The 23020-nt window shown below is 68.5% G+C and carries 20 protein-coding genes; 4 read left to right on the forward strand and 16 right to left on the reverse strand.

Annotated elements, in window-relative coordinates:
* Nucleotides 1–5 precede the first annotated feature (5 nt).
* The 13 genes from sctT to R9B84_RS29565 all read right to left on the reverse strand — a co-directional run bounded on the left by sctT (nucleotide 6) and on the right by R9B84_RS29565 (nucleotide 13247).
* A complete protein-coding gene (gene sctT, locus R9B84_RS29505) occupies nucleotides 6–815 on the reverse strand; it encodes a type III secretion system export apparatus subunit SctT (protein ID WP_034180505.1) in 810 nt (269 codons plus the stop codon).
* Nucleotides 809–1594: a hypothetical protein gene (locus tag R9B84_RS29510; RefSeq protein WP_423763477.1), complete on the reverse strand. Its 786-nt coding sequence runs from the start codon at nucleotides 1592–1594 to the stop codon at nucleotides 809–811. The genes sctT and R9B84_RS29510 overlap by 7 nt, the downstream gene beginning before the upstream one ends.
* Entirely contained in the window at nucleotides 1587–2969 is a 1383-nt protein-coding gene (sctN, locus tag R9B84_RS29515; RefSeq protein WP_423763478.1) for a type III secretion system ATPase SctN, read from the reverse strand. Before sctN ends, R9B84_RS29510 begins: the two co-directional genes overlap by 8 nt.
* The gene (sctL, locus tag R9B84_RS29520; protein WP_423763479.1) at nucleotides 2966–3595 is read right to left on the reverse strand and encodes a type III secretion system stator protein SctL; all 630 of its coding nucleotides are present in this window, start codon (nucleotides 3593–3595) and stop codon (nucleotides 2966–2968) included. Before sctL ends, sctN begins: the two co-directional genes overlap by 4 nt.
* Nucleotides 3577–4317 (reverse strand): SctK family type III secretion system sorting platform protein, encoded by a 741-nt coding sequence (locus tag R9B84_RS29525; protein ID WP_423763480.1) that lies wholly within the window; start codon nucleotides 4315–4317, stop codon nucleotides 3577–3579. The genes sctL and R9B84_RS29525 overlap by 19 nt, the downstream gene beginning before the upstream one ends.
* Nucleotides 4314–5276: a type III secretion system inner membrane ring lipoprotein SctJ gene (gene sctJ / locus R9B84_RS29530; RefSeq protein ID WP_423763481.1), complete on the reverse strand. Its 963-nt coding sequence runs from the start codon at nucleotides 5274–5276 to the stop codon at nucleotides 4314–4316. Before sctJ ends, R9B84_RS29525 begins: the two co-directional genes overlap by 4 nt.
* 52 nt (nucleotides 5277–5328) lie before the next feature.
* Nucleotides 5329–5802, reverse strand: a complete 474-nt coding sequence (locus tag R9B84_RS29535; protein ID WP_034180983.1) for a hypothetical protein — start codon at nucleotides 5800–5802, stop codon at nucleotides 5329–5331.
* 148 nt (nucleotides 5803–5950) lie between these two features.
* Nucleotides 5951–6163, reverse strand: coding sequence for a hypothetical protein (locus tag R9B84_RS29540; RefSeq protein WP_152856904.1), 213 nt, complete (start codon nucleotides 6161–6163; stop codon nucleotides 5951–5953).
* 144 nt (nucleotides 6164–6307) lie between these two features.
* Entirely contained in the window at nucleotides 6308–7666 is a 1359-nt protein-coding gene (sctD, locus tag R9B84_RS29545; protein WP_423763482.1) for a type III secretion system inner membrane ring subunit SctD, read from the reverse strand.
* Nucleotides 7647–9689 carry a type III secretion system outer membrane ring subunit SctC gene (sctC, locus tag R9B84_RS29550; RefSeq protein ID WP_423763483.1) on the reverse strand — a complete coding sequence of 681 codons (2043 nt, stop codon included), beginning with the start codon at nucleotides 9687–9689 and terminating at the stop codon, nucleotides 7647–7649. The genes sctD and sctC overlap by 20 nt, the downstream gene beginning before the upstream one ends.
* Nucleotides 9689–9967: a type III secretion system export apparatus subunit SctS gene (gene sctS, locus R9B84_RS29555; RefSeq protein ID WP_262545406.1), complete on the reverse strand. Its 279-nt coding sequence runs from the start codon at nucleotides 9965–9967 to the stop codon at nucleotides 9689–9691. Before sctS ends, sctC begins: the two co-directional genes overlap by 1 nt.
* Entirely contained in the window at nucleotides 9964–12171 is a 2208-nt protein-coding gene (gene sctV, locus R9B84_RS29560; protein WP_423763484.1) for a type III secretion system export apparatus subunit SctV, read from the reverse strand. Before sctV ends, sctS begins: the two co-directional genes overlap by 4 nt.
* Before the next feature lie 242 nt (nucleotides 12172–12413).
* A complete protein-coding gene (locus R9B84_RS29565) occupies nucleotides 12414–13247 on the reverse strand; it encodes a helix-turn-helix transcriptional regulator (protein ID WP_423763485.1) in 834 nt (277 codons plus the stop codon).
* A gap of 284 nt (nucleotides 13248–13531) precedes the next feature.
* On the opposite strand from R9B84_RS29565, the gene R9B84_RS29570 reads away from it, so the two are divergent.
* Nucleotides 13532–14437 carry an autoinducer binding domain-containing protein gene (locus R9B84_RS29570; RefSeq protein WP_423763486.1) on the forward strand — a complete coding sequence of 302 codons (906 nt, stop codon included), beginning with the start codon at nucleotides 13532–13534 and terminating at the stop codon, nucleotides 14435–14437.
* A gap of 127 nt (nucleotides 14438–14564) precedes the next feature.
* On the opposite strand, the gene R9B84_RS29575 is transcribed toward R9B84_RS29570, so the two are convergent.
* Nucleotides 14565–16211 carry an Nramp family divalent metal transporter gene (locus R9B84_RS29575; RefSeq protein ID WP_423763487.1) on the reverse strand — a complete coding sequence of 549 codons (1647 nt, stop codon included), beginning with the start codon at nucleotides 16209–16211 and terminating at the stop codon, nucleotides 14565–14567.
* Nucleotides 16212–16327: 116 nt separating this feature from the next.
* A complete protein-coding gene (locus R9B84_RS29580; RefSeq protein ID WP_423763488.1) occupies nucleotides 16328–16465 on the reverse strand; it encodes a hypothetical protein in 138 nt (45 codons plus the stop codon).
* Nucleotides 16466–17546: 1081 nt separating this feature from the next.
* On the opposite strand from R9B84_RS29580, the gene R9B84_RS29585 reads away from it, so the two are divergent.
* Together R9B84_RS29585 and R9B84_RS29590 are read left to right on the forward strand one after the other, a co-directional pair.
* The gene (locus R9B84_RS29585; protein ID WP_423763489.1) at nucleotides 17547–17816 is read left to right on the forward strand and encodes a hypothetical protein; all 270 of its coding nucleotides are present in this window, start codon (nucleotides 17547–17549) and stop codon (nucleotides 17814–17816) included.
* A 119-nt stretch (nucleotides 17817–17935) separates the two neighbouring features.
* Nucleotides 17936–19423: a carbohydrate porin gene (locus R9B84_RS29590; protein WP_423763490.1), complete on the forward strand. Its 1488-nt coding sequence runs from the start codon at nucleotides 17936–17938 to the stop codon at nucleotides 19421–19423.
* 111 nt (nucleotides 19424–19534) lie between these two features.
* Here R9B84_RS29590 and treA read toward each other — a convergent pair whose 3' ends face one another.
* On the reverse strand, nucleotides 19535–21262 hold the full coding sequence (gene treA / locus R9B84_RS29595; protein ID WP_423763491.1) for an alpha,alpha-trehalase TreA: 1728 nt from the start codon (nucleotides 21260–21262) through the stop codon (nucleotides 19535–19537).
* 331 nt (nucleotides 21263–21593) lie between these two features.
* Here treA and R9B84_RS29600 point away from each other — a divergent pair, with 331 nt between their 5' ends.
* Nucleotides 21594–22982, forward strand: coding sequence for an MFS transporter (locus R9B84_RS29600; protein ID WP_047902768.1), 1389 nt, complete (start codon nucleotides 21594–21596; stop codon nucleotides 22980–22982).
* Nucleotides 22983–23020 lie beyond the last annotated feature (38 nt).

Here is a 23020-nt window from a genome sequence, read left to right on the forward strand (position 1 = left end):
CGCGCTCACGCGCCGCCGTGCGCGGCGAACAACGCGCGCAGCAACGCCATCAGCCCGCTGTCGGGGCTCAGCAGCGAATGCAGCGCCGCGTACACCACCGGCAGGAACAGCACCATCATCAGCAGCGCGAGCGCGCTCTTCAGCGGCTGCGAGAACACGAAGATGTTGAGCTGCGGCACCGCGCGCCCGACGAGGCCGATGCCGAGCTCGACGAGCACCAGCACGATCGTCACCGGCGCGGCGAGCTTCACCATCCATTCGAAGATCGTGTCGGTCTGCCGCACGATGAAGGTCTGCAGCATCGACGAGAAATCGGGGCCGAGCGAGCCGATCGGCCACCACGCGTACGACTGCGCGAACAGTTGCACGAGTACCTGCAGGCCGCCGGCCGTGACGAACAGCGCGATCGCGACGAAATTGAGGAAGCCCGAGGTCGGGCCGCCCTCGTGCCCGCCCATCGGATCGAAGAACGCGGCGCTGCCGCTGCCCGTCTGGAAGTCGATCAGGTAGCCGACGCCCTGGATCGCGAACAGCACCGCGCTGAACGCGCCCGCGAGCAGCATGCCGACCACCGCTTCCTTCGCGACGAGCAGGCACCACATCAGGAACGGCAGCGCGGCCACCTGCGCGGAATCGATCGCCGGCGCGACGAACGCGGCGATCACGACGGCGATTCCATTGCGCACGAGGCCCGTGATGATCTGCTCGTTGAATACCGGCACGACGAACATGATCGGCAACAGGCGCGGCATCACGTAGAGCAGCGGTCGCAGCGTGCCCGCGACGTCGTTGAAACCCGCGGCCTGGTCTAGCATCGGCGCTCCGCGGCGGCGGCGGGCGGTGCGGCGGCGTCGGCCGGGGCTGCCGGGGCTGCCGAGGTGGTTGAGGCAGTTGAAGCAGTTGAAGCAATTGAGGCAGTTGAGGCAGTTGAGGCAGCTGAGGCGGTTAAGGCAGCTGAGGCAGCTGAGGCGGTTGAGGCAGTCACGTCGGCCGCGCCGGCTTCCGCATCGGCCGGCTGCGCGGCCATCTCCGCGTCGAACGCGGCGGCCGCTTCCGGCTGCGCGGCCGCGTGACCGGCCACATCGCCCGCCGCGCTTGCCCATACCCCGGCCGTCGCGAAGCGCCGCACCGCGTAGCCGTCCGCGACTTCGTCGGCATCGCGCTCGACCCGCGCGGCGCGCGCATGCAGCGCCTTCTCGCCGGCCTTGTCGAGCTTGTCCTCGGCGGCCTTCGCCTTGCGCGCGGCGCGCTGCAGGTCGGCAAGCGTCGCCTCGTGCCCGCGATGCACGTGCGCGGCCTTGCTCACCGACACGTTCGCGGTGCCGATGTGCCGGTCGAACGTGCGCGTGTCGGCCGCCGCGTTCTGCAGCGCGCGCGCCTCGCGCACGTCGTCGGCGAGCCGCGTCTGGATCGCGGCCTTCGCGGCGACCTGCTGCGCAAGCTGCGCATGCGCGGCCTCGAGCGCGCGGCGGCTTTGCGCAGCGATGCCTTGCTGGCGCGCGGCCGCGACGCGCGCGATCTGGCTGCGCATCTCGCGCACGCACTTCAGGCGCGCAAGCGTGGCGAGCACGAGGCGGTCGTCGGCTTCAGACATGATCGTTCGCCAGCTTCGTCAGCTTCGCGAGCAGCGCGTCGAAGTGCACGTCCTCATGCGATGCCTGCGCGCAGAACGCGCCGATCGCGTCGCGCGCGCGCAGCGCGAGATCGCCGAGCCGGTCGCTGCCTTCGCGATACTCGCCGATCTGCACGAGCAGTTCGATCTCCTGATACTTCGCCATCAACTCGCGCACGCGCGCGGCCGCATGCTGGTGCGCGCGGCTCGCGACGAGCGGCATCACGCGCGACAGGCTCGCGAGCACGTCGATCGCCGGATAGCGGTTCGCGAGCGCGATCTTGCGCGACAGCACGATATGGCCGTCGAGGATCGAGCGCACTTCCTCGGCGATCGGGTCCGATTCCTCGTCGCCTTCGACGAGCACCGTGTAGAGCGCGGTGATCGACCCGTTCGCGCCCTGCCCCGCGCGTTCGAGCAGGCGCGGCAGCACCGCGAACGTCGACGGCGGGAAGCTGCGCCGCGTCGGCGGCTCGCCGCTCGCGAGGCCGACTTCGCGCTGCGCGCGCGCGAAGCGCGTCAGCGAATCGACGAGCAGCAGCACGCGCTTGCCCGCATCGCGGAAGTGCTCGGCAATCGCGGTCGCGACGAGCGCGGATTTCACGCGCTCCATCGCCGGGCGATCGGACGTCGACACGACGACGATCGAACGCGCGCGCACCTCGGGCGACAGGCTGTGCTCGATGAATTCGCGCACCTCGCGTCCGCGTTCGCCGACCAGCGCGATCACGTTGACGTCGGCCTGCGCGCCGCGCGCGATCATCCCGAGCAGCGTGCTCTTGCCGACGCCCGACGGTGCGAAGATGCCGACGCGCTGCCCGATGCCGAGCGTCATCAGCCCGTCGATCACGCGCACGCCGGTCGGAAACGGCGTGTCGATCATCTGGCGCGCGAGCGGGTTCGGTGGGTCCTGCTGCGTCGACACCCACGCGGCGCCCGTCACCGGCCCGCGATCGTCGAGCGGACGGCCGAGCCCGTCGAGCACGCGGCCGAACAGCCCTTCGCCCACCGGAAACACATGCTCGCGCCCGGACGGCACGACGATCGTCTCCGGCGACAGCCCGGCCACGTCGCCGAGCGGCGTGAGCAGCGTCGTCTGCCGCGAAAACCCGACCACCTCGGCGAGCAGCGTCGGCTGATTAGGCGTGCGCAGTTCGCAGATCTCGCCGAGCCGCGCGCGGATGCCCGTCGCGTTCAGGATCTGCCCGACCGCGTGATTGACGCGGCCCTGCACCGACACCGGCGAGAAAAACGCGAGCCCCGCGTCGAGTTCGCCGACGAGGCGGCCGCGATCGAACGGCGTGCTGTCGTCGTCGCCGCTGCCGAACGGCTGCATATCGTCGAGCGGCGCGTTCATCGCGCGGCGCCCTTCAGCGCGTCGCGGCGGATCGCCTGGCGCAGCGCGTCGATCTGCAAATCGAGGCTCGCGTCGATGCGGCCTGACGGCGTCTCGACCGTGCACGCATGGCGTTCGAGTTGCGCATCCTCGACGATGCGGATCTTCTGCCGGTTCGATTGCCCCGCGAATGCGCCGTCGAGCGCGTCGCGCATTTCGTCCTTGCGGCCGGGCGCGACATGCACGACCAGGAACGCCTCGTCGCGCACGAGCGGCGCGATCCGCGCCAGCGCGGCCTCGTACAGCTTCTGCGTGCTCATCTCGCCGACGATCGCGCGCACGGCCTTCACGACGATATCGGCCATCGCGTCCTTCATCGTCTCCATCGTGCGCGCGGCCGCGAGCGCCTGCGTGTATGCGTGCGCGGCCTGCTCGCGCTGCGCGCGGCGCATCCCTTCGTCGTAGCCGGCCGCCTGCCGCTTGTCGAATTCGCGCTGCGCGTCGTCGACGATGCGCGCGGCCTCGTCGTGCGCGGTCGCGATCACCGCGGACGCGTCGAGCAGCGCCGCGTATTCGCGCTCCTTGAGCACCTTGCGCTCCGACAGCAGCTGCAGGTTGTCGCTCGTGATCAGAAAAGCCAGTCCCATGACGCAAGCCTCTCGGGAATCAGAAACAGGAACAGCAGTTCGCCGAACTGGTCGCGCTGCGCGCGGTTCAGCCAGTAAGGCGCTTCGTCGTCGATCGCGCGGTTGAACTTCAGCCGTGCGCGCCGCGCGACCGCATCGCCGGCCACGCCGATGAAATCCGCGAGCAGCCGCCCGCCGCGTGCGCGAATTACCACGGGCAGCGCGGCGGGATCGGCGCGCCACGGCTCGAGCGTGTCGGCGAGCGCGCCGAATTCCGGCGCGCGTTCGAGCGCGAGTTCCAGCGCGTCGCCGCCGAGCCGGGCCGCGACTTCCGCGCGGATGCGCCGGACGGTCAGCGCATCGCGCAGCCACGTGCGATGCAGCAGCAGCCCCGCATACGCCGCCAGTTGCTCGAGCGCCGCGCCCGGCAGCAGCGCGAGCCGCGCGCACGCATTCGCGACGTCGAAGTCGTGCCGGTCGGCCACGCCGTTCGCATCGAGCAGGTGCCGCGCGAGCAGCTTGCGGCCGGCCGCGCCGAACGCGTCCGGCGAGCGGTAGCGTGCGGGCCAGTCGGCCGGCACGCGCGTCACGTGCAGATAACGGTCGGGCCGCAGGTTGAAATCGCAGACGAGCGCATGAAACGCGGCACGGCGCGCGGCGGGCGGCGGCGCGAGCGGCTGCAGCCACGGCAGCGGCACGGCGTCGGGCCCGTCGCCCGGCGGCAGCGCATGCGGATCGCTCATGCGCCGTCGCGCGCGCCGTCCGGCGTGCGCAGCCCGCCGCCGGCCGACTGCGCGGATGCCGGCCGCCCGGATTCCGGCTGCCCGGACCCCGGCTGCCCGTATGCCGGATGCCCGGATGCCGGCTGCCCGTATGCTCCATTCCCGCCATTCGCCCCGCGCGGCGCGCCGAGCAGGCCGGCAAGCCGCGCGCCGAACATCCCGCGCCGCGCGGCCGACAGCGCGATCACCGCGCCGGTCAGCAGGATCAGCGCGAACACGAGCCAGCCGAGCGGCGAGCGCAGCCGCACGATGTCGGTCACCGCGCTGCCGATCCCGTCCACGCGCGTCGCTTGCGCGGCGGCCGGCTGCAGGAACAGCGCCACGTTGTCGTACTGCAGCCCTTCGATGCTGTGCGCGACGAGATCCTTGACCATCGGCGCCATCGCGCGCAGGTCGACACCCGGCCGGTAACGGATGTACACGGCCGCCGACGACGGCTTGATCTTGTCCGCGAGCGGATCGTTCTCCGGAATCACGACCTGCACGCGCGCGACGACCACGCCTTCGATGTCCTGCAGCGTGCGCGACAAGTCCTGCGATACGCCGTACAGATAGCGCACGCGTTCCTCGGCCGGCGTCGACACGAGGCCCTGCTTCTGGAACAGCTCGCCGAGGCTCGCATAGCTCGGCTTCGGCAGCCCGTTCGCCTGCAGCACCGTGAGCGCCGACTGCATGTCGCCGTCCGCGACGCTGACCAGCCAGGCATTGCGGTCCGACGTGTCGCGCGCGTCGTTGTCCTTCGACGCGCTGATGCCCGCGTCGCCGAGCACCGCGACCATCTGGTTCGCATCGCGCTCCGACAGGCCCGAGTACAGCTCCTTCTGGCACCCGGCCAGCAGCACGAGCAGCCCCGCGAGCAGCGCGCGCGCTGCCCGGCTGCGCCACGCATGCGCGCGCGGCGTCGAATCGATCGTCGTCATCGTTTGTCCGCTTCAGGGTGCGCGAGGCCGTATCCGGTCCACGCGCACGCTTTCACTCCTGCGTCTTCAGCACGGTGTGCGTGAAGCCGTTCGCCGCCTGCGCGACCGACAGGCTCAACTGGTATTCCGAAATCGTGGTGGTCGCCGTCCACTGGAAATCCATCGCCTTCACCATCGTCATCATCGGATCGCTGCGGCTGTCGGCCATCGACGTCAGCATTTCGCTGCGATGCTTGTCGATGTTCGCGTACCGCGTGTCGAGATCGTTGCCGTAGGTGCGCAACCGCTCGACGAGCGACGACTGGTTCGCCTGCGCGGGCGTCATCTGCACGGCCGGCGCCGCGTCCGCCGGCGCGCGCGACATCGCGACGCCCGACGAAGACGACGCGGCCGGCGATGCACCCGGCTGCATCAGCGCATCGAACTGGCGCACCTGCGCCGGATCGGACGCCGAGCCCGTCTGCTGCACGGCACCCGCGAGCGCGGCCGCGCCCGGCGGCGCCGCGCCTACGCCTGTCACTGACATATCCATGCCCTCCTTGGCTGGCAGGCGCCGGACCGGATCGGTCGGGCCCGCCCGGAACAGGCCGGCCGGCACGCGCGCATCCACGGCCGGGCCCCCTTTGCGGGCAGGCTCGGCGCGCGCCGTCGCGCGGCGCGGCCGGCGACCGGCGTCATGCGCGGCCGGCCGAGCTCAGGTGTTGCGCAACCTGGGCGTTCGCCGTCCCTTCCTGCGCGGTCACTGCGTTGCTGGTTTCGAACGTCGCGGTCGACTGCTGGACCTGGAAGTTGATCTTCGTCAGTTCGAGCTGCGTCTTGGTCAGGTCGTCGGCCTGCTGCTGGACCTGGTTCGTGTTGGTTGCACCACCTGCTGCCGAGGCACCCATGTTTCGCTCCTTAACGTGAACTTCATTCACCTTCCGGCGGCAGCCCCATGCCCCGCCGGCGACGTGAGCCGCCGCACGTGTGCGACGTCCCGCGTTCATGCGCGCACCGCGCGTCGCGCGATGCGCATGACCTGTCTCGCGGCGCTAGTGCGCCGCCTCCTTCGTCGATGCACCGGCCGCCGCGGCACCCGCTTGCGGCGCGTCCGGCAACAGCGTCGGCCCCGGCACCGGCTGCGCGACCCCGGCCGCCGCGCCGCTCGCGAGCGGCGCCACGCGCGGCGCCGGCGCCTGCTCGGGCGCGTTCGCCGGCGCGCCGCCGAGCGGCATCGTGATGCGCTGGCCGTTGCGTTCGAACACGACTTCGTCCGGGCCGATCGACACGACGGTCGGCCCGTCCTTCAGCCGTGCGCCCTCGAAATAGCGGCTGCCGTCGGCCGTCTCGATGTAGCGCTGGTCGCCGTCGCCGGCAAACACGGTCGTGATCTCCGGAATGCCGGCCATCCCGCCGAGCGTCGTCGTCGTGCGCGGCGCGGCCGGATCGGCATCGCGCACGTGATCGACCACCTCGAGCGCCGGGCGCGCGTCCTTCATGTAGTTGCGGATGCGCGGCTCGATCTGCGCACGCGCGGCCGCACCGGTCAGCTCGATCCGGCCGCGGCCGAGATACGCGACCGTCAGCGCCGTATCGCTGAAATAGGTCTGCGCGGTCGCGACCAGGTCGCTGACCACGTAGAGGTTGCCGAGCGCCGCGTTGTCGACGCCCGCGACGATCTGCGCGACGCGTTCGCGCGCGGCCGGGTCGCTCACGTAGCCCGACACGATCACGCCGTCGTCGCGCGGCGCGACGGCCAGCTCCGGATATGCGTGCAGCAGTTGCTGCAGCCGGTGCGTGCGCGCGAGCACCGATTCGTGCTGCCACGGCAAGCGCCCCGACCACGCGACGAAGCCGTAGCCGAGCGCACCGAGCAATACGCCGATCCACAGCGCGACCAGCGCGATCACGAGGCGCCGGCTGCCGAGGCGGCGCAGCCCGCCCGTGAGCCAGCCGAGCCACGCGGCTTCGCGCGCCGCATCCGGCGCGTCGGTTTCGTCGGGCACGGCGACGCTCGCCTGCGCGTGCCGCGCGATGCCGAGCCGGATCGAACCGACCGTCACGACGTCGTGCGGCGTCATCGAGCGGCGGCCCGCGCCGAGCGGTTCGTCGTTGAACAGCACCGGCGCGCCGGCGTCGCCGCCGTGGTTCTGCACGGTCACCGCGAGCGCGCCGACCTGCAGGCACACCTGTTTCGCACCGATCTCGCGATCGGGCAGGATCACTTCGCAATCGGCCGCCGTGCCGACCCAGTTCGCGCCGCGTGCGAGCGACATCGTGCGGCCGTACATCGGCCCGCTCAGGAAGCACAGGTTCCACGGCGACGCGAGCGCGGCCGCACCGGCCCCCGCGGCTCCCGCGCCGCCGGGCAATGCGCCGTCGCCGTGCGGGTCAATGATGGTCGTCGACATGGGGGGTGGCTCCTGCGGTCGTCGCCGCCGGCTGCGACGCCGCATCCTTCGGCGGCGGAGGCAGCGCGGGCGGGCCGAACTTCGTGCCGGGCAGCGGCTTCGGCGTCAGCGGCACCGCGACGTCGTTGTCCGGCGGACGATACATCGACATGCCTTCCTGATTCGCCGGCCCGTCGGCGCCCGGGTTCACGGGCGAGCCGTCCGGCGCGTACATCGACGCGTTCGTCACCACGCGCGGCGTCAGCAGGTAGAACCGCTCCATGTGGTTGCCCGACTTGTCGGTGTACTTGAACAGGTTGCCGATCAGCGGAATGTCGGACAGCCAGGGCACGCCGCTCTTGTTCAGCTTCACCTCGTCGTCGTTGAAGCCGGCGATCAGCAGGCTCTTGCCTTCGTCGATCATCGTCTTGGTGACGATGTTGCGCTGCTGGATCACCGGAATGTTCGACACGGCCTGCCCCTGCACGATGTTGCCGTCCTGGATGTCGATCGACATCATCACGCTCTCGGGGTTGCCGGACACGGCGGCCGCGTTGCGGATCGCCTCGTTGACGATCATCGGCGTCACCTTGATGCTCGTGCCGGTCGTCACGCTGTACAGCGACGAATCCTGGTAGCCCGGCACCTGCACGTAGAACTGCGTGAGGTTCTCGAGGATCGCCTCGGTGTTGTCGAGCGCGAGCACCTTCGGCTTCGAACGCAACTGCGCCTGCCCCTTCTGCGCGAGCGCGTTCACGCGCGTCAGCAGGTAGTTGCGCAGCGAGCCGCCGATCGATGCGGTCAGCGCGATGCCCGTCGGCAGGAAGGTGCCCGTCTGCCCGGTTTCCGACGTGCCGATGCCGAACGTCAGCGGCGGATTGCCGACGCCGTTGTACTGCGTGTTGCCGGTCAGCGGATTCGCGCCGTTGCCGATCTGCACGTCGCCGTGCGTCGTGTGCAGGCGCCAGTCGATCCCGAGGCTGTCGAGCGAATCCTCGTTGATGTCGATGATCGTCACGTTGATCTCGACGATGCGCGGCCGCTCGTCGAGTTGGTTGATCAGCGACTGGTAGCGATACATGTTCTCCGGCAGGTCGCGCACGATCACCGCGTTGATCGCCGGATCGGCGACGATCTGCGGCAGCGTGTCGCCCCCGCCGCCGTTCGAGAACGGCGAGAACCCGCTGGTCGCGCTGCCGTCGCCGGAATAGCCGCCCGAACGCGGGCCGCCGGAGATATCGGGAAAATCGAGGCGCGGCACCGCGATCGTCAGCCCCGAGCCGAGCTTCACCTGGCGCGCGGCCTGCCCGAGCGGCGTGCTCGACGGCAGCGCATTCGTGCCGCCGTCCTTGCCGAACAGCTTCCGCAGGATCGTCGCGACGCCCGGCACCGTCACTTCCTTGCCCGAGCGGTTGATCGTGAAGTCCGACGCCCAGCCGTACTTCAGCCGGAACGCACGGATATCCGCATGCGCGCCGTTCGCGGACGGATCGCCGACCGAGCCGACCGCCTGCCGCACGAGCTCGACGTAGCGGCGCGGGCCGGCCACGTACACGCTGTTCGCGCGATCGTTGATCACGAGCGTGTAGCGCTTGTCGGGAATCTGCATCGCCTGCAGCGCGCGGCCGATTTCGCCGGATGCATTCGGCGGAATCGGGATCATCTGCGTCTGCGACTGGTCGGCCGGATCGACGTACAGGAACGAGCCGTCGTAGTACCACGTGAGCCCGTAGGTCGAGCAGATCGTGTCGAGCGTTTGCTGCGGCGTGCCCGAGAAGCGGCCGCTGATCACGCCGTCGACCTTCGGGTCGATCACCGCCGTCACGCCCTGCGACGATGCGAGTTCGCGAATGAAGTCGCCGATCTTCTTGCCGTTCGCGACGATCGTGAACGGCTTGTTGCGCCAGCGCAGGTCCGCGGCGCGGGCCGGCTGCGCGGGCGCCATGCACAGCGACGCCGTGAGCAGCGCGGTCGCGCACAGGGCAAGCGCGGCCCGTTGCAGGCTGCGCGGTTGAAACCGGATCGGGGCGACGCGTCGATGCATCAAAAAACTCCAGTGGAAGAAACGAACATGCGTTCCAGCGCCTGCTGCGCGAAGCGCAGCACTTCGCCGCCGAGCCAGCCCGACAGCAGCACGAGTGCGACCATCACCGCGATCAGCCGCACCGCGATGCCGATGTTGGCGTCCTGCACCTGTGTGACGGCCTGCAGGATCGCGACGATCAAGCCCGTGACGGTGGCGATCAGCACGATCGGCAGCGACAGCAGCAGCACGAGCATCAGCGCCTGGCGCGTCAGGTCGAGGATCGTCGAGCTCGTCATAACACGGCTCCCGGCACGCGCACGTCGGCGCCCGCGCCGACCGAGCCGTCGTCCGGCGGGTTCTTCACCCAGCCGACCGTGTGCAGCTGCACGTCCTCCTCGACCTCCTGGTACGACAGCACCGCCAGTTCGGGCAGCACCGGCTGCAGGATCGTCTTCACGTAGCGGCGCGCGCCGAGCGCGACCATCACCGCGAGCCGCGCCGCGCCCTGTGCGTTGCCGTGGCCGCCGGGGCCGGCCGCCTGCGCGGCCTGCACGATCGCCCGCACCTGCTCGCCGATGTCCTGCTTGATCGCGCTCGACAGCGCGAGGAAATTGCCCTGCTTCGTGCGCATCACCGCGCTCTCGATCCGCTCCTGCAGGTTCTGCTCGAACAGCACGACCCGCAGCTGGCGCGTCGTGCCCGCATGGCGGTCGGTGATCATCCGGCGCAGGTCGACGCGCACGAGTTCGACCAGCGCGATCACGTCGTCGGGTTCGTTCGGCGCCCACGTGATCAGGCTCTCGAAAATCACGCGCAGGTTGCGGATCGGCACCTGTTCGGCGAGCAGCCGGCGCAGCACTTCGGTCACGCGCTGCAGCGGCACGAGCCGCGTCAGCTCGCCCACGAGTTCGGGGTGTTCGCGGCGCACGAGATGCACGAGCGCCTGCGTCTCCTGGATCCCCAGCAATTCGTCCGCATGCTGGCGCACGATCTGCTCGACGTGCGCGGCAAGCGCGCTTTCGCTCGACAGCCATTTGCCGTCCGGCGCGGCGCCGTCGTGCTTGATCCACAGCGCGGTCGCGAACGGGCCGAACGCCTCGGCCGGCTGGCGCTCCGCGCGCTCGGGCAGCGGCGCGACGCCGTCCCACAGCAGCCAGCCCGGCTTCAGCGCGCCGTGCGCGGCGAGCACGTCCTGCAGGTAGATCCGGTACGTGCCGGCCGTCGCACCTTCATCGTCGTTCAGCGTGATGCGCGGAAACACCGTGCCGATGTCCGCGTCGACGCGCGCCTTCGCGCTCGACAGCGCGGCCTGCAGTTGCGCGAGGTTCAGGCTCGTGCGCAGGTCGTCGGACAGCGATACCGCGATCAGCGACGTGACGCCCGCCGCGTGCGACACCTTCGCGGGCTGGCCGTCGTCGGCCGTGCCGACGCGCCCCGCGATCTGAATCAGGTTGAAGCTCGGCGCGGTCGTCTTGTGCTTCATCTGCGAGAACGCGAACGCGCCGAGGCCGAGCGCGATCAGCGCGAACGACCACTTCGGAAAACCGGGTACGACGAGAAAACCGGCCAGCACCAGCGCCGCGATCAGCAGCGCGCGCGGATGTGCGCCCAGTTGCTCGCCGAGCTGTTCGCCGAGCTGGCGCTGCCGCGCATCGCGCGTCGCGACGCGCGTCGTCACGATGCCCGCCGCGATCGACACGAGCAGCGACGGAATCTGCGACGCCATCCCGTCGCCGACCGTCAGGATCGCGTAGCGTTGCAGCGCCGCGCCGATATCCATCCCGTGCATCAGCGTGCCGACCGCGATCCCCGCGACGATGTTGATGAACGCGATCACGAGGCCCGCAATCGCGTCGCCCTTCACGAACTTCATCGCGCCGTCCATCGCGCCATGCATCTGCGATTCCTGCTCGAGCTTCTCGCGGCGCTCGCGCGCTTCGTCCGCGCTGATGATGCCCGCGCGCAGGTCCGCGTCGATGCTCATCTGCTTGCCCGGCATCGCGTCGAGCGAAAAGCGCGCGCCGACTTCGGCCACCCGCTCCGATCCTTTCGCGATCACGATGAACTGCACGACGGCGATCACGAGGAACACCACGCCGCCCACCACGACGTTGTTGCCGACGACGAGCCGCCCGAACGCGTCGATCACGTGGCCGGCGTTCGCATGCAGCAGGATCAGCTTGCACGACGCGATGTTCAGCGCGAGCCGGAACAGCGTCGTAAACAGCAGCAGTGCGGGAAACGACGAGAAGCTGACGGCCGACGGCACGTAGGTCGATACCGTCAGAAGCACCACGCTCACGGCGAGATTCAGCGAGATCATCCCGTCGAGCGCGGCCTGCGGCAGCGGCAGGATGAACAGCGCGACGACCGCGACGATGAACGCGGCGATGAACAGGTCGGCGCGCGGCGAAGCGCCCCCGAGACGCCGTCCGGACACGCCGCGGCCAGCGGAAAACAACCGCTGCCAGTCGCGGGGGAGCGCCTTCGGTTCTGCCATCGTGCCGTTGTCCTGTCGTCGTTATCGCCGGCTGGCACGGGCAACCCTGCCCCGTCCCGCGCGGACCGTTGAATGGGACGAGTGTAGCGATGCGGATCGATGGAAAAAGGGATGTACCTCGTAGCGTGAAAGCGCGTTTTCCGGCGACGGTCGGATCGGACTACGAAACCCGGCGGCGCGTTCGGGAACACGCCGCCGGAACCGCTTCCATCCCGCGCCGGGCCGCCGGCGCGTGCATCACGTCAGGGCTGCAGGCGCCGCGCGGCGAGGTACGCGAGCTGCGCACGGTTCTGCACGTTGAAGATTTTTTCGAGCGAGCGGATGTGGTGGCCGACCTTGTGCAGCGATGTGCGCAGCGCGCTCGCGATTTCCTGGTCGGACAGCCCGTGCACGAGACGGTCGAGCACCTGCTGCTGTTCGTCGCCGAGCGCGAAGCCGCGCATGCGCGCGATGCGCGCCTCGAGGAACGGCAGCGCGACGCGATGCACGGCAAGGCTGACCGACAGCGCGCCGCCGATCACGCGATCGTCGATCCATTCGGTGCCGTGCGTCTCCGACGTCACGGTTACCGCGACGCGCAGGTCGAGGCGCGGCGCCGACAGGCTGAAGATCACGCCGCTGTTCATCGCGTGCGCGCGCAGATGGCCGGCGAGCGCCAGCACCTTGCGGTCGCCGCTGCCCTGCGCGGCCGACTCGATCTCGTCGAGTTGCCACGCGACCGGAAAGCCGCTCTGCCGCACCTGCGCGAACCGCGGGTCGCTGTCGTACAGCATCCCTTCCATAAACGGCTGCATGAACGTCGCCGGCGCGAGGTCGCGCAGCAGATGCGCGCACAGGACGCGCCGCCCGATCATTTCGTAGGCGCCGTAACCGAGCGTACTGAATCCGATTTGCCGCAATCGCGCATGGCATTGCGCGAAATCGACCGGAGCAAGGTCGCTTTTACCGGGTGCAATTTGAATGCCGGTAAAAACGTCACGCTCGATTGCCTGATATTCGTTCGAATAAGCAGCAGCGGCCGCTATATCGGCTTGTGAAAACCACTCGACGCGTGGTGCGCCGTCAGCATATGTCATGAGGAGCCCGCCCTTTCCCAATATGTGAAACTGCGCCCCGTCACGATCTGGTCTTTTCTTTATGATTTTCTGGTCGTCGTTATATGCGCGCGAATATGAACCTTTCGCCGCCATTCGTATTACGGCATATTACGCATACACGGGCATTTTTGTACAATGCCCCCGCGTTTCGTCAGGGATGACGATCGGCGCATATCAAAAACGATGCTCGATCGCACCGCCGCGAATGCCGTACACGATACGGCCGCCGCCAGGCGATGCGCGTCGATTCCGAGGGATGGCTCATGTCCGAAATTGCATTGCAAGAAGAAGCGGTCGCCCCAACCATTTCCCGCCCGTCGCGCGGGCTGAGCGCATGCGCGGACGCACTGCGGGAGCGTGCGGTGAAGGTCGTCTGGTGCGACGACGTGAAGCGCGGCGACGTTACGCAGCCGCACGCGCCGAAGCTCGGCGTCGCCGATACGCTCGCGCTCGCGCAGAGCACGGCCGAGCGCAACCGGATCGTCACGAGCCTGCTGCACCTGACAGGCTTCTCGACGTTCGCGTACTTCGCGCTCGAATTCAAACGCGAGCGTGTCGAAAGTCTCTACCTTCATGAAGCATTCACGCCGGCCACCTATCGCGGCGACTACGTGCGGCACAACCATCACGACATCGATCCGCGCACGCTCGGCGCGCGCGTATGCAACATGCCGATCGTGTGGGACCTGCAGCAGTTGCGCCGCGAACACCGTGAGCGCGACGACGGCCCGTGCGTGACGCCGGCCGCGCTCGACGGTTTCCTGCAGACGATGCAGGACGACGGGATGTGCAGCGGCATCATGTATTCGATGGCCGTGCCCGGCACGCGACTGCACGCGTTCATGAGCTTCACCGCGCCGCGCCGCACGCGCGAATGGATCACGCCGGCGACGATCGAGCAGGCGCTGTCGATCGGGCTGTCGGTGCACAAGTTCGCATCGCCGCAACTGATCGCGACGTCGCGCGAGCGTACGGTCAACGGGCTCACGCCGTTCGAGCAGGAACTGCTGCTCGGCATCGCCGAAGGCGCATCCGACAAGGAGATCGGCCGGCGCCTCGACACCAGCGCGCACAACGTCGACTATCACCTGCGCAAACTGCGCAAGCGCTTCGGCGTCGCGAACCGGATCCAGCTCACGTACCTGACGTCGAAGCTCGAACTGATCTGACGGCAGCTCGGCGCTTGCGACGAGCGAACGTGCAACGTGTAAACGCACATGCCGGCCTCGCGGGCCGGCATGGGCGGGTTGCGGCGCGGTGCCGGGTCCGGCGCCGCATCCTGGCAGACGATCCGCGTTACTTCAGCAGCGTCATCTGCACGACCTTGACGATCACGAGACCGACCGCGATCACCAGATAGCCGCGCAGCACGGCCATCCAGATCCGCGTCGCGAGCGTCATGTTCTGCGGCTCGAGCGCGTCGAGCGGCGGCATGCGCCACGTGTCGCGCAGCGAGCGATCGAGCGCCGGTTCGACGACGCGCTTGTGGCGGCGAATCAGCACCGTCGCGAGATAGCCGGTAATCGCGAGCACGGTGCCGCCCACCAGCACGTCGACGATCGCTTCGCCGCTGATGTCCGGATACATCACCGATGCGGTCAGGATGATCGACAGCAGCACGAGCACCCAGATCACCGCGCCCGTAAACACGTTGAGCTTCGTCGAGTTGACCCAGGGCCCAAGCACCTGGCGGTCGTTGCACAGCACGAGCAGGAACACCGTCGCGCTCGGCAGCAGCACGCCCGCGAGCGTCTGCACGGCCTCGGTCAGCAGGCCGAGCGGGCTGCCCGGGATCAGCACGAGCGTCGCCGCGGCCGCGACGATGCCGAAGTACACGAGATAGAAGCCCTTCGCATCGGACACGCCGCGGTGCAGCGAGTGGCGGATCTTGAACACGTCGCCGATCGCATACGCGGTCGACAGCGACACGGCCGCCGCGCCGATGATGCACGCGTCGAGCAGCGCCACCGCGAACAGCGTCGCGCCGGTACGGCCCGCATATTTCTCGAGGCCCGCGATGATGCCGCCCGCGTCGGTGAAGTTGCCGGCTTCCGGATGACCGTTGAACAGCGCGGCGCTGAAGCCGATCATCGCGACCGCGCCGACCAGCACGAAGGCGATGCCGATCCACAGGTCGGCCTTCTCATACTTCATGAAGCGCGGCGTGATGCGCTTGTCGATCACGTAGCTCTGCTGGAAGAACAGTTGCCACGGCGCGACCGTCGTGCCGACGATGCCGATCACGAGCAGCATCACGTCCGACAGCTTCGCGTGCGCGGGCCAGTTCGGCACGAAGAAATCGCGCGTCATCTGCGAAACGGGCGGATGGATCGACACGAGCACCGGCACGAGCAGCAGGCTCAGCACGCACAGCCCGATCGCGAACCGCTCGAAGCGCCTGAAATCGCCGGTACTCACCGCGGCCATCGTCAGCGCGGCGGCCACGCACACGCCGGCCACCTTCGGCAGCCCGAAGAATTCCAGCACGAACGTGATGCCGATGAACTCGGTGACGATCGTCAGCGCATTGAGCAGGAACAGGTCGATCACGCTGAACGCACCCCAGAACTTGCCGAAGCGCTCGAAGATCAGGCGAGCATGGCCAACGCCCGTGACCGCGCCCAGGCGCAGCACCATTTCCTGGTTCACGTACAGCACGGGCACGAGCAGCAGCAGCGTCCACAGCAGCGTCGTGCCGTAGTTCTGGCCGGCCTGCGTGTAGGTGCCGAAGGCGCCGGCGTCGTTGTCGCCGACCATCACGATGAGGCCCGGGCCGATGATCGCGAGCAGCGTGCGCAGCCGCGCCCACCATGTGCCGCGCGCGGCGGTGTCGTGATGCGCGATCGTGCCGAGCGCGCCGCGGATGTCGCCGACGTGGGCTTCGTCGAGCACGGCGCTGCGTTCTGCGGCGATCGGTGGAGAGACGTTGGATGGCGTGGACATGATTCGTTCCGTACGGCTAATGGTTATCTAATAAGCGTGTGACCTTGGAATGCGCGCGGGGCGGCCGCTCGTTGGTGGCCGCGCGTGCGCATGCCGAGGCGCGCTCGGCGCTTCTTTCAGCGGATCAACGATTTCAACTGGTTCAACAGGCGGGAGAACACCCGCGGATGGGCGTCGAGCGTCAGCATCGCGTCGTACTGATTGCGCGATTCCGTGACGTGCGGAAGGTTCGACAGCAGAAGGCCGAAGTTCATGGTCTGGCTCCGTGCGGCAACGGCAGGCGTGCCGGCCGCGTAATGGGTGCGGGGCCAGTCCGGGGGCCTGAACGACGTGTCAGGCTAGTCGGCCGGAGTGTCCCTGCGACCCGGGTTCAAAAGGGTCTGTGCGTGCAACGGGCATAAGGGACAACTGTCACTGTCGTTCATGGCGGCTCCTGTGCGGTGTTCCGGGGAACACGATTGACCGCCGTCCGGCTTGCGGGCCGACATTCGCGAGCGTCAACGACGCATGCGCGAACACGGCCGCCTGCCAGGCGGCGGAGAAACCGGACGGCGCATGCGAAAACGCATCACGCTAACCGGCGCGAATCAGGGTGCACGTAGGGAATTACTGCGGAGTACTGCTGCGCGCACCGTTTGCCTGGGAGACAAACGGCGGCTTCGATGAGGCGCGGACGTCGGTCGCTCAGGCGGAGATTTCGTTCGAAGATCGACTACTGCAGGCGTCCAAGGCGGCGGCCCCAAGAGTGAAGATGCCGAATTCTATGAACCGCCCGAAAGTGAAGTCAACCCCTCGAAACCCCATTTCCCGAAATAAATTTCCCGTCTCGCGGCACTGAAAGATTTGCCCTTGAAATGGCGTGACGAAACCTTTCAGCGCGTCACGACGCGCTCACCTGCCGATGTGTATGAACAACGACGCGGCGCCCCGCGATCGTCTCTTCATACCTGTCCCGGGCCGCTGCCGCGTCGCAGCGGCCCGCCGCGACGCGCACACCACACACATCGCTTTTTATGCGTTTTTTACTTGCACCGCAGCAAAAGTCGCGACTACAATCCGCCCCAATTCATCAAGGGAGTCCCTCCGTGGACACATGCTCTAGTTGCAGTTCGATGCCGGTCCAGGCCGGCCAAGCCATCGCGAGATAGCAGCCAGACGCATGTCTTTCGCCGCTAACTCGCATTCGTCGGGTTAGCGCGCTTCCTTCCGGGCCGGCCATCGCCGGTTCGTCAGTCGCACGCTCCGTTACGTTCCACCCTCCGATCGCAGGCCGCGTCATGCGCCCGCGCTCGATCACGTCGTCCGGCATCCGCCGGACCGGACGGAGGCAGCGTCATGTTCTTTCAATCGTTCGCGGTCAGACTCAAGCGCATCGTGCACGTCGCGTGCGACCGCTCGTTCGTTTCCTGCCTCTCGCCGCTCGCCCACGCGCTCGGCAACTGGCGCGGCGCGGCACTCGCCCATGTGCCGGCGGCACCTCGCCCGCTCGACTGCGTGCTGGTCGTCGCGATGGCGGCCGCGGTCGCGCTCGCCGCGCTGCTGTGCACGTCCGCTTCACGCCTCGGTTTCGCGCAGGTGTGGCGCGTCGGCGGCTGGCTGCCGTAAGTCCGTCGTCGCGCAGCGGTGCCACGCACCATGTGCCGCCGCGCGACCGCCTCGCCACGCTTCCCGCGTCACGTTTTCGTTTCTTCAGTCTAACTAATCAAATCGCCAACGGAACCCACATGAAGCACTACCTCGAACCCGTTCCGCGCAAGCCGCGCCTCAATGCGCTCGCCGCGCTGCTACTGTCGCTCGCCGCCGTGCCCGCGTTCGCGCAATCGTCGTCGCCCGCCTCGGCCGAACCGGCGGCCGGCGCGAGCGACGCCGCCGCCCCCGCACAACAGGCCGCCGATGCTGCCGCGCCCGCCCCCACCGGCTTCTGGGAGCGCTCGAACCTGCTCGGCAACATGGGCGGCCTGCGCGACCTGCTCGGCGATCGCGGCGTCACGCTGAGCCTGCAGGAAACCAGCGAGTACCTGTACAACACGTCCGGCGGCACGAAGCGCGGCGGCGCGTACCAGGGGCTCACGCAATTCGGCTTCAACGTCGACACGGGCAAGGCGATCGGGCTGCCGGGCGGCACGTTCAACGTGTCGGCGCTGCAGATCCACGGCACCAACCTCACGCAGCGCTACCTGCAGACGCTGCAGACCGCGACCGGCATCGAAGCGAATTCGACCACGCGCCTGTGGGAACTCTGGTATCAGCAGTCGTTGCTCGACGGCAAGGTCGACGTGAAGGTCGGCCAGCAGAGCGTCGACCAGGAGTTCATGGTGAGCCAGAACGCAGCGACCTTCATGAACGCCACGTTCGGCTGGCCCGTGCTGCCGTCCACCGACCTGCCGGCCGGCGGCCCCGCGTATCCGCTGTCGTCGCTCGGCGTGCGGCTGCGCGTGAAGCCGGCCGACGCATGGACCGCGATGGTGGGTGTATTCGACGGCAACCCGGCCGGCCGCACCGACGGCGACGTGCAGGTGCTGAACGCGCACGGCACCAACTTCAACCTGCGCAGCGGTGCGTTCGTGATCGGCGAAGTGCAGTACGCGCTGAACGCGCCGCCGGCCGACCCGAAGGCGCCGCAACCGGCCGGCCTGCCGGGCACCTACAAGCTCGGCTTCTGGTATCAGTCGCAGCATGCGAACGATCCGCGCTACGGCACCGACGGCCTGTCGCTCGCGAATCCGGCAAGCAACGGCATTCCGGCTACGCATCGCGGCAACTACGGGTTCTATGCAGTCGCGGACCAGATGGTCTGGCGGCCGTCGGCCGACAGCCCGCGCTCGGTCGGCGTGTTCGCGCGCGTGATGGGCGCGCCGGGCGATCGCAATATCGTCGATTTCGCTGCCAATGCAGGCGTGACGCTGAAGGCGCCGTTCAAGGGACGCGACAACGACGTCGCGGGCATCGCGGTCGGCTACGCGAAGATCGGTTCGCATGCGCGCGGCTTCGACGGCGACACCGGCACCTATACGACGCCTGGCTATCCGGTGCGCCGCGCGGAAACCGTCGTCGAGGCGACCTACCAGTACCAGGTCACGCCGTGGTGGCAACTGCAGGCCGACCTGCAGCACTTCTTCCGTCCGGGCGGCGGCATCCCGAACCCGAACGCAGCCGGTGCGCGCATCGGCGACGAAACCGTGGTCGGCGTGCGCACGACGATCACGTTCTGACGCAAGCCGCATACGAAAACGGAAACGAAAACGGGCCGGACGGCCGCTTGCGCGACAGTCCGGCCCGTGCGTTCGCCTGCAGCGCGCTCAACACGCCGCGGGCGCCGCGCGTCACTCGCCGTACAGCCCGAGCAGTTTCAGCGTCACGCCGTTGGTCCAGCCGAAGCCGTCCTGCAGCGGATATTCGCCGCCACCGCCGCCGCCCGTACCCGCGCCTTCGACCACGTATTTCTCGACGAGCTTGCCTTCGGTTGCGTACACATGCTTCACGTCGGACAGGAAACGCGTGCCGATGTCCTTCGCGAGCGCCGGTTCGCCATAACGACGCAGCCCGTCGATCGCGATCCACTGCAGCGGCGCCCAGCCGTTCGGCGCGTCCCACTGCTGGCCCGTATTCTCGGTCGTCGTCGCGAGGCCGCCCGGCTGCAGCAGCGTCTTGCGTACCTCGCGCGCGGTCGCCTTCGCGCGCTCGGGCCACGCGACGCCCGCGAACAGCGGATACAGCGCGGCCGCCGTTACGGCGTCGCGCGGCTTGCGCAACTGCCAGTCGTAGTCGCCGTAATAGCCGCGGCGGTTCCACAAATAGTGGTTGATCGCGGCCGCGCGCCGCGCCGCGCGCCCTGAAAAATCGGTCACGCACGCGACATCGCGCGTGACCGTGCAGCCCTTCACGATCGTCGTCTCGAGATGGAACATCAAACTGTTCAGGTCGACCGGCACGATCGACGTCGTGCGGATCGTCGCGAGCGTCTTGCCGTCGCCGAACCAGCGCGAGCTGTAGTCCCAGCCGCTTTCGGCGCCCGCGCGCAGGTCGCGGTACACGTCGTTCGCCGGACGGCCGGGCGCCGACTTCGCGGTCGTCACGTCCTCGAGATACGACTCGTCGCGCGGCGTGTCGCTCGCATCCCAGTAGCGGTTCAGCACCGCGCCGTCGGGCATCGCGACCACGTTGCGGGCGGCCTGCCCGCGCGGCGTCGTGGTTTCGCCCTGCATCCAGTACGCATGTTCCTTGCGCAGTTGGGGCAGATATTTCTGGTAGACCTTGTCGCCTTCGGCCTGCGCGGCGAGCGTGACCATGTACGCGAAGAACGGCGGCTGCGAGCGGCTCACGTAGTACGTGCGGTTGCCGTTCGGGATGTGCCCGATCGTGTCGATCAGATGCGCGAAGTTGTCGAGCATGTCGTCCACGAGATCCTCACGCCCCGACACCTGCAGCCCGAGCATCGTGAAATAGGTATCCCAGTAGTAGCCTTCGCGGAAGCGGCCGCCCGGCACGACGTACGGCTTCGGCATCGGAATCAGCGAACCGTACTGCGGCACCGTCACGCTCGTGCGCGTGAGCTGCGGCCACAGCCAGTCGATGTGCTGGCGCAGCGTCTGGTTCGGCGGCGGCGTCACGCCGCCTTCCGGGGGCGGCGTGAAGTGCTGGCCGACGAACGCCTTCAGCGAAAAGCCCGGCTGCGATTTCTGTTGCTGATACAACTGCACGATCGTCGCGGGATCGGTATCGGGCGTCGCGTCGACGAAAGTCTTCTGGTCGGGATAGATCTGTGCGGTCTGCACCGCGACGAACAGGTCGCCGTAGAGCTGGCTCGGCGGCGGCAGCAGCGTGGCCGACGCGGGGCCGGCAATCGCAGCCGCGGCCGGCGCCGCTGACTGGGCGGCCGCTTGCGCGGCGGCCTGGTTCGCATTGTCGGCCTGCGCGGCGCAGCCGGCGACGGCGAGATACGCGACGGCCAGTGCGGCGGCCCAGCGAAGACGCGGCGCAGGTGATGCGCGGCGCGGTGCGTGATGACGCGGGAAGCGAGATGCAATCGATGCGGCACGACGTGACGTCATGACGTGTCCCCTCCTTTCGATGGTGAGTGGCCCGGCACGAGGTCTCGTTCGCGCGCGCTCGTCTCGATGGCCCTCGATCGATGCGCGTCATGTGTAGTGTTGCGAGTGGGTCCGACTGTCGCACGAAACGCGCACCGCACGCAAGTTTCGCGGCCGCTGCAACGGGTCGATGTCATGTGTCATGTCACGCGCCGCAGCCGGCGCGGCAGTCGTCTCTTCTTGCGTGCGCGGAAACAGGAACGACTGTCGCAACATGCGGAACGACCGGTGTCGCACGTGACGCAATGACCACATTGTGGGCATAATGGCACCTTTACCGCGCGCCCAGCCCATGTCGCCCGTCTTTCTAGCACCGCTCATCGTTGCCTGTGCGTTGTTCATGGAAAGCGTCGACGCGAACATCATCGTCACCGCGCTGCCCGCGATGGCAAGGGACTTCGGGCACAACCCCGTCACACTGAACATTGCGATCACGGCCTACGTGGTCGGGCTCGGCGTGTTCATCCCGATCTGCGGCTGGCTCGCCGACCGTTTCGGCGCGCGCTCCGTCTTCCGCACCGCGATCGGCATCTTCGTCGTCGGCTCGCTGATGTGCGCGGCCTCCAATTCCCTCGGCGTGCTCACGTTCGCGCGCTTCATACAAGGCGTCGGCGGCGCGATGATGGTGCCCGTCGGCCGCATCATCATCTTCCGCGCGGTGCCGCGCTCAGATCTTGTGCGCGCGATGAACTACCTCGCGATTCCCGCGCTGTTCGGGCCCACGGTCGGGCCGCTCGTCGGCGGCTTCATCACGACCTACCTGCACTGGCGGATGATCTTCTTCATCAACGTGCCGATCGGCATCTACGGGATCTATCTCGCGAGCAAGCACATCGCGAATACGCACGAGCCCGATCCCGGCCCGCTCGACTGGTTCGGCTTCCTGCTGTCGGCAAGCGGCGCCGCGTCGCTGCTGATGGGCCTCACGCTGCTCGACGGCTCGCTCACGTCGCGCTCGAACGCGATCGTGATGTGCGTGGCCGGCACCGCGCTGCTCGCGCTCTACGTGCCGTACGCGCGCCGCAAGGAGCGCCCGGTGCTCGACCTCAGCTTCCTGAAGATCCCGACCTACCACGCGAGCGTCGTCGGCGGGTCGCTGTTCCGCATCGGCCTCGGCGCGGTGCCGTTCCTGCTGCCGCTCGCGCTGCAGGAAGGGCTCGGCATGAGCGCGTTCCATTCGGGGCTGATCACGTGCGCGTCCGCGTTCGGCGGCGCGGTGAGCCGCTCGACGGCCACGCATACGCTGCGCCGCTTCGGCTTTCGCACGGTGCTGATCTACAACGCGGCATTCGCGGGGCTTGCGATCGCCGCCTATGGCGTGTTCCATCCCGGCATGGCAACCTGGGCGATCTGGCTGATCGTGCTCGTCGGCGGCCTCTTCCCCGCGCTGCAGTTCACGAGCCTGAACTCGATGATCTACGCGGACATCTCGCCGCGCGACGCGGGGCGTGCCACGAGCCTCGGCAGCGTCGTGCAGCAGATGTCGCTCGGGCTCGGTGTGACGGTCGCCGGCATCGTGCTGCACGTGTCGCACTGGCTGCAGGGCCACCAGACAATGGTGTGGTCGGATTTCTGGCCCGCGTTCGTCGTGGTCGGGCTGTGCTCGTTCGCGTCGATTCCGATCACGCGGCGGCTGCCGCCCGGCGCCGGCGACGAAGTCGCGCGCGGCAAGCGGCAATAGGCGGCAACACGCGGCAAGCACGTCGGTTCGCCGCGTTG

The sequence above is a fragment of the Burkholderia sp. NLJ2 genome (assembly GCF_049487195.1).
Taxonomy (GTDB): domain Bacteria; phylum Pseudomonadota; class Gammaproteobacteria; order Burkholderiales; family Burkholderiaceae; genus Burkholderia; species Burkholderia pyrrocinia.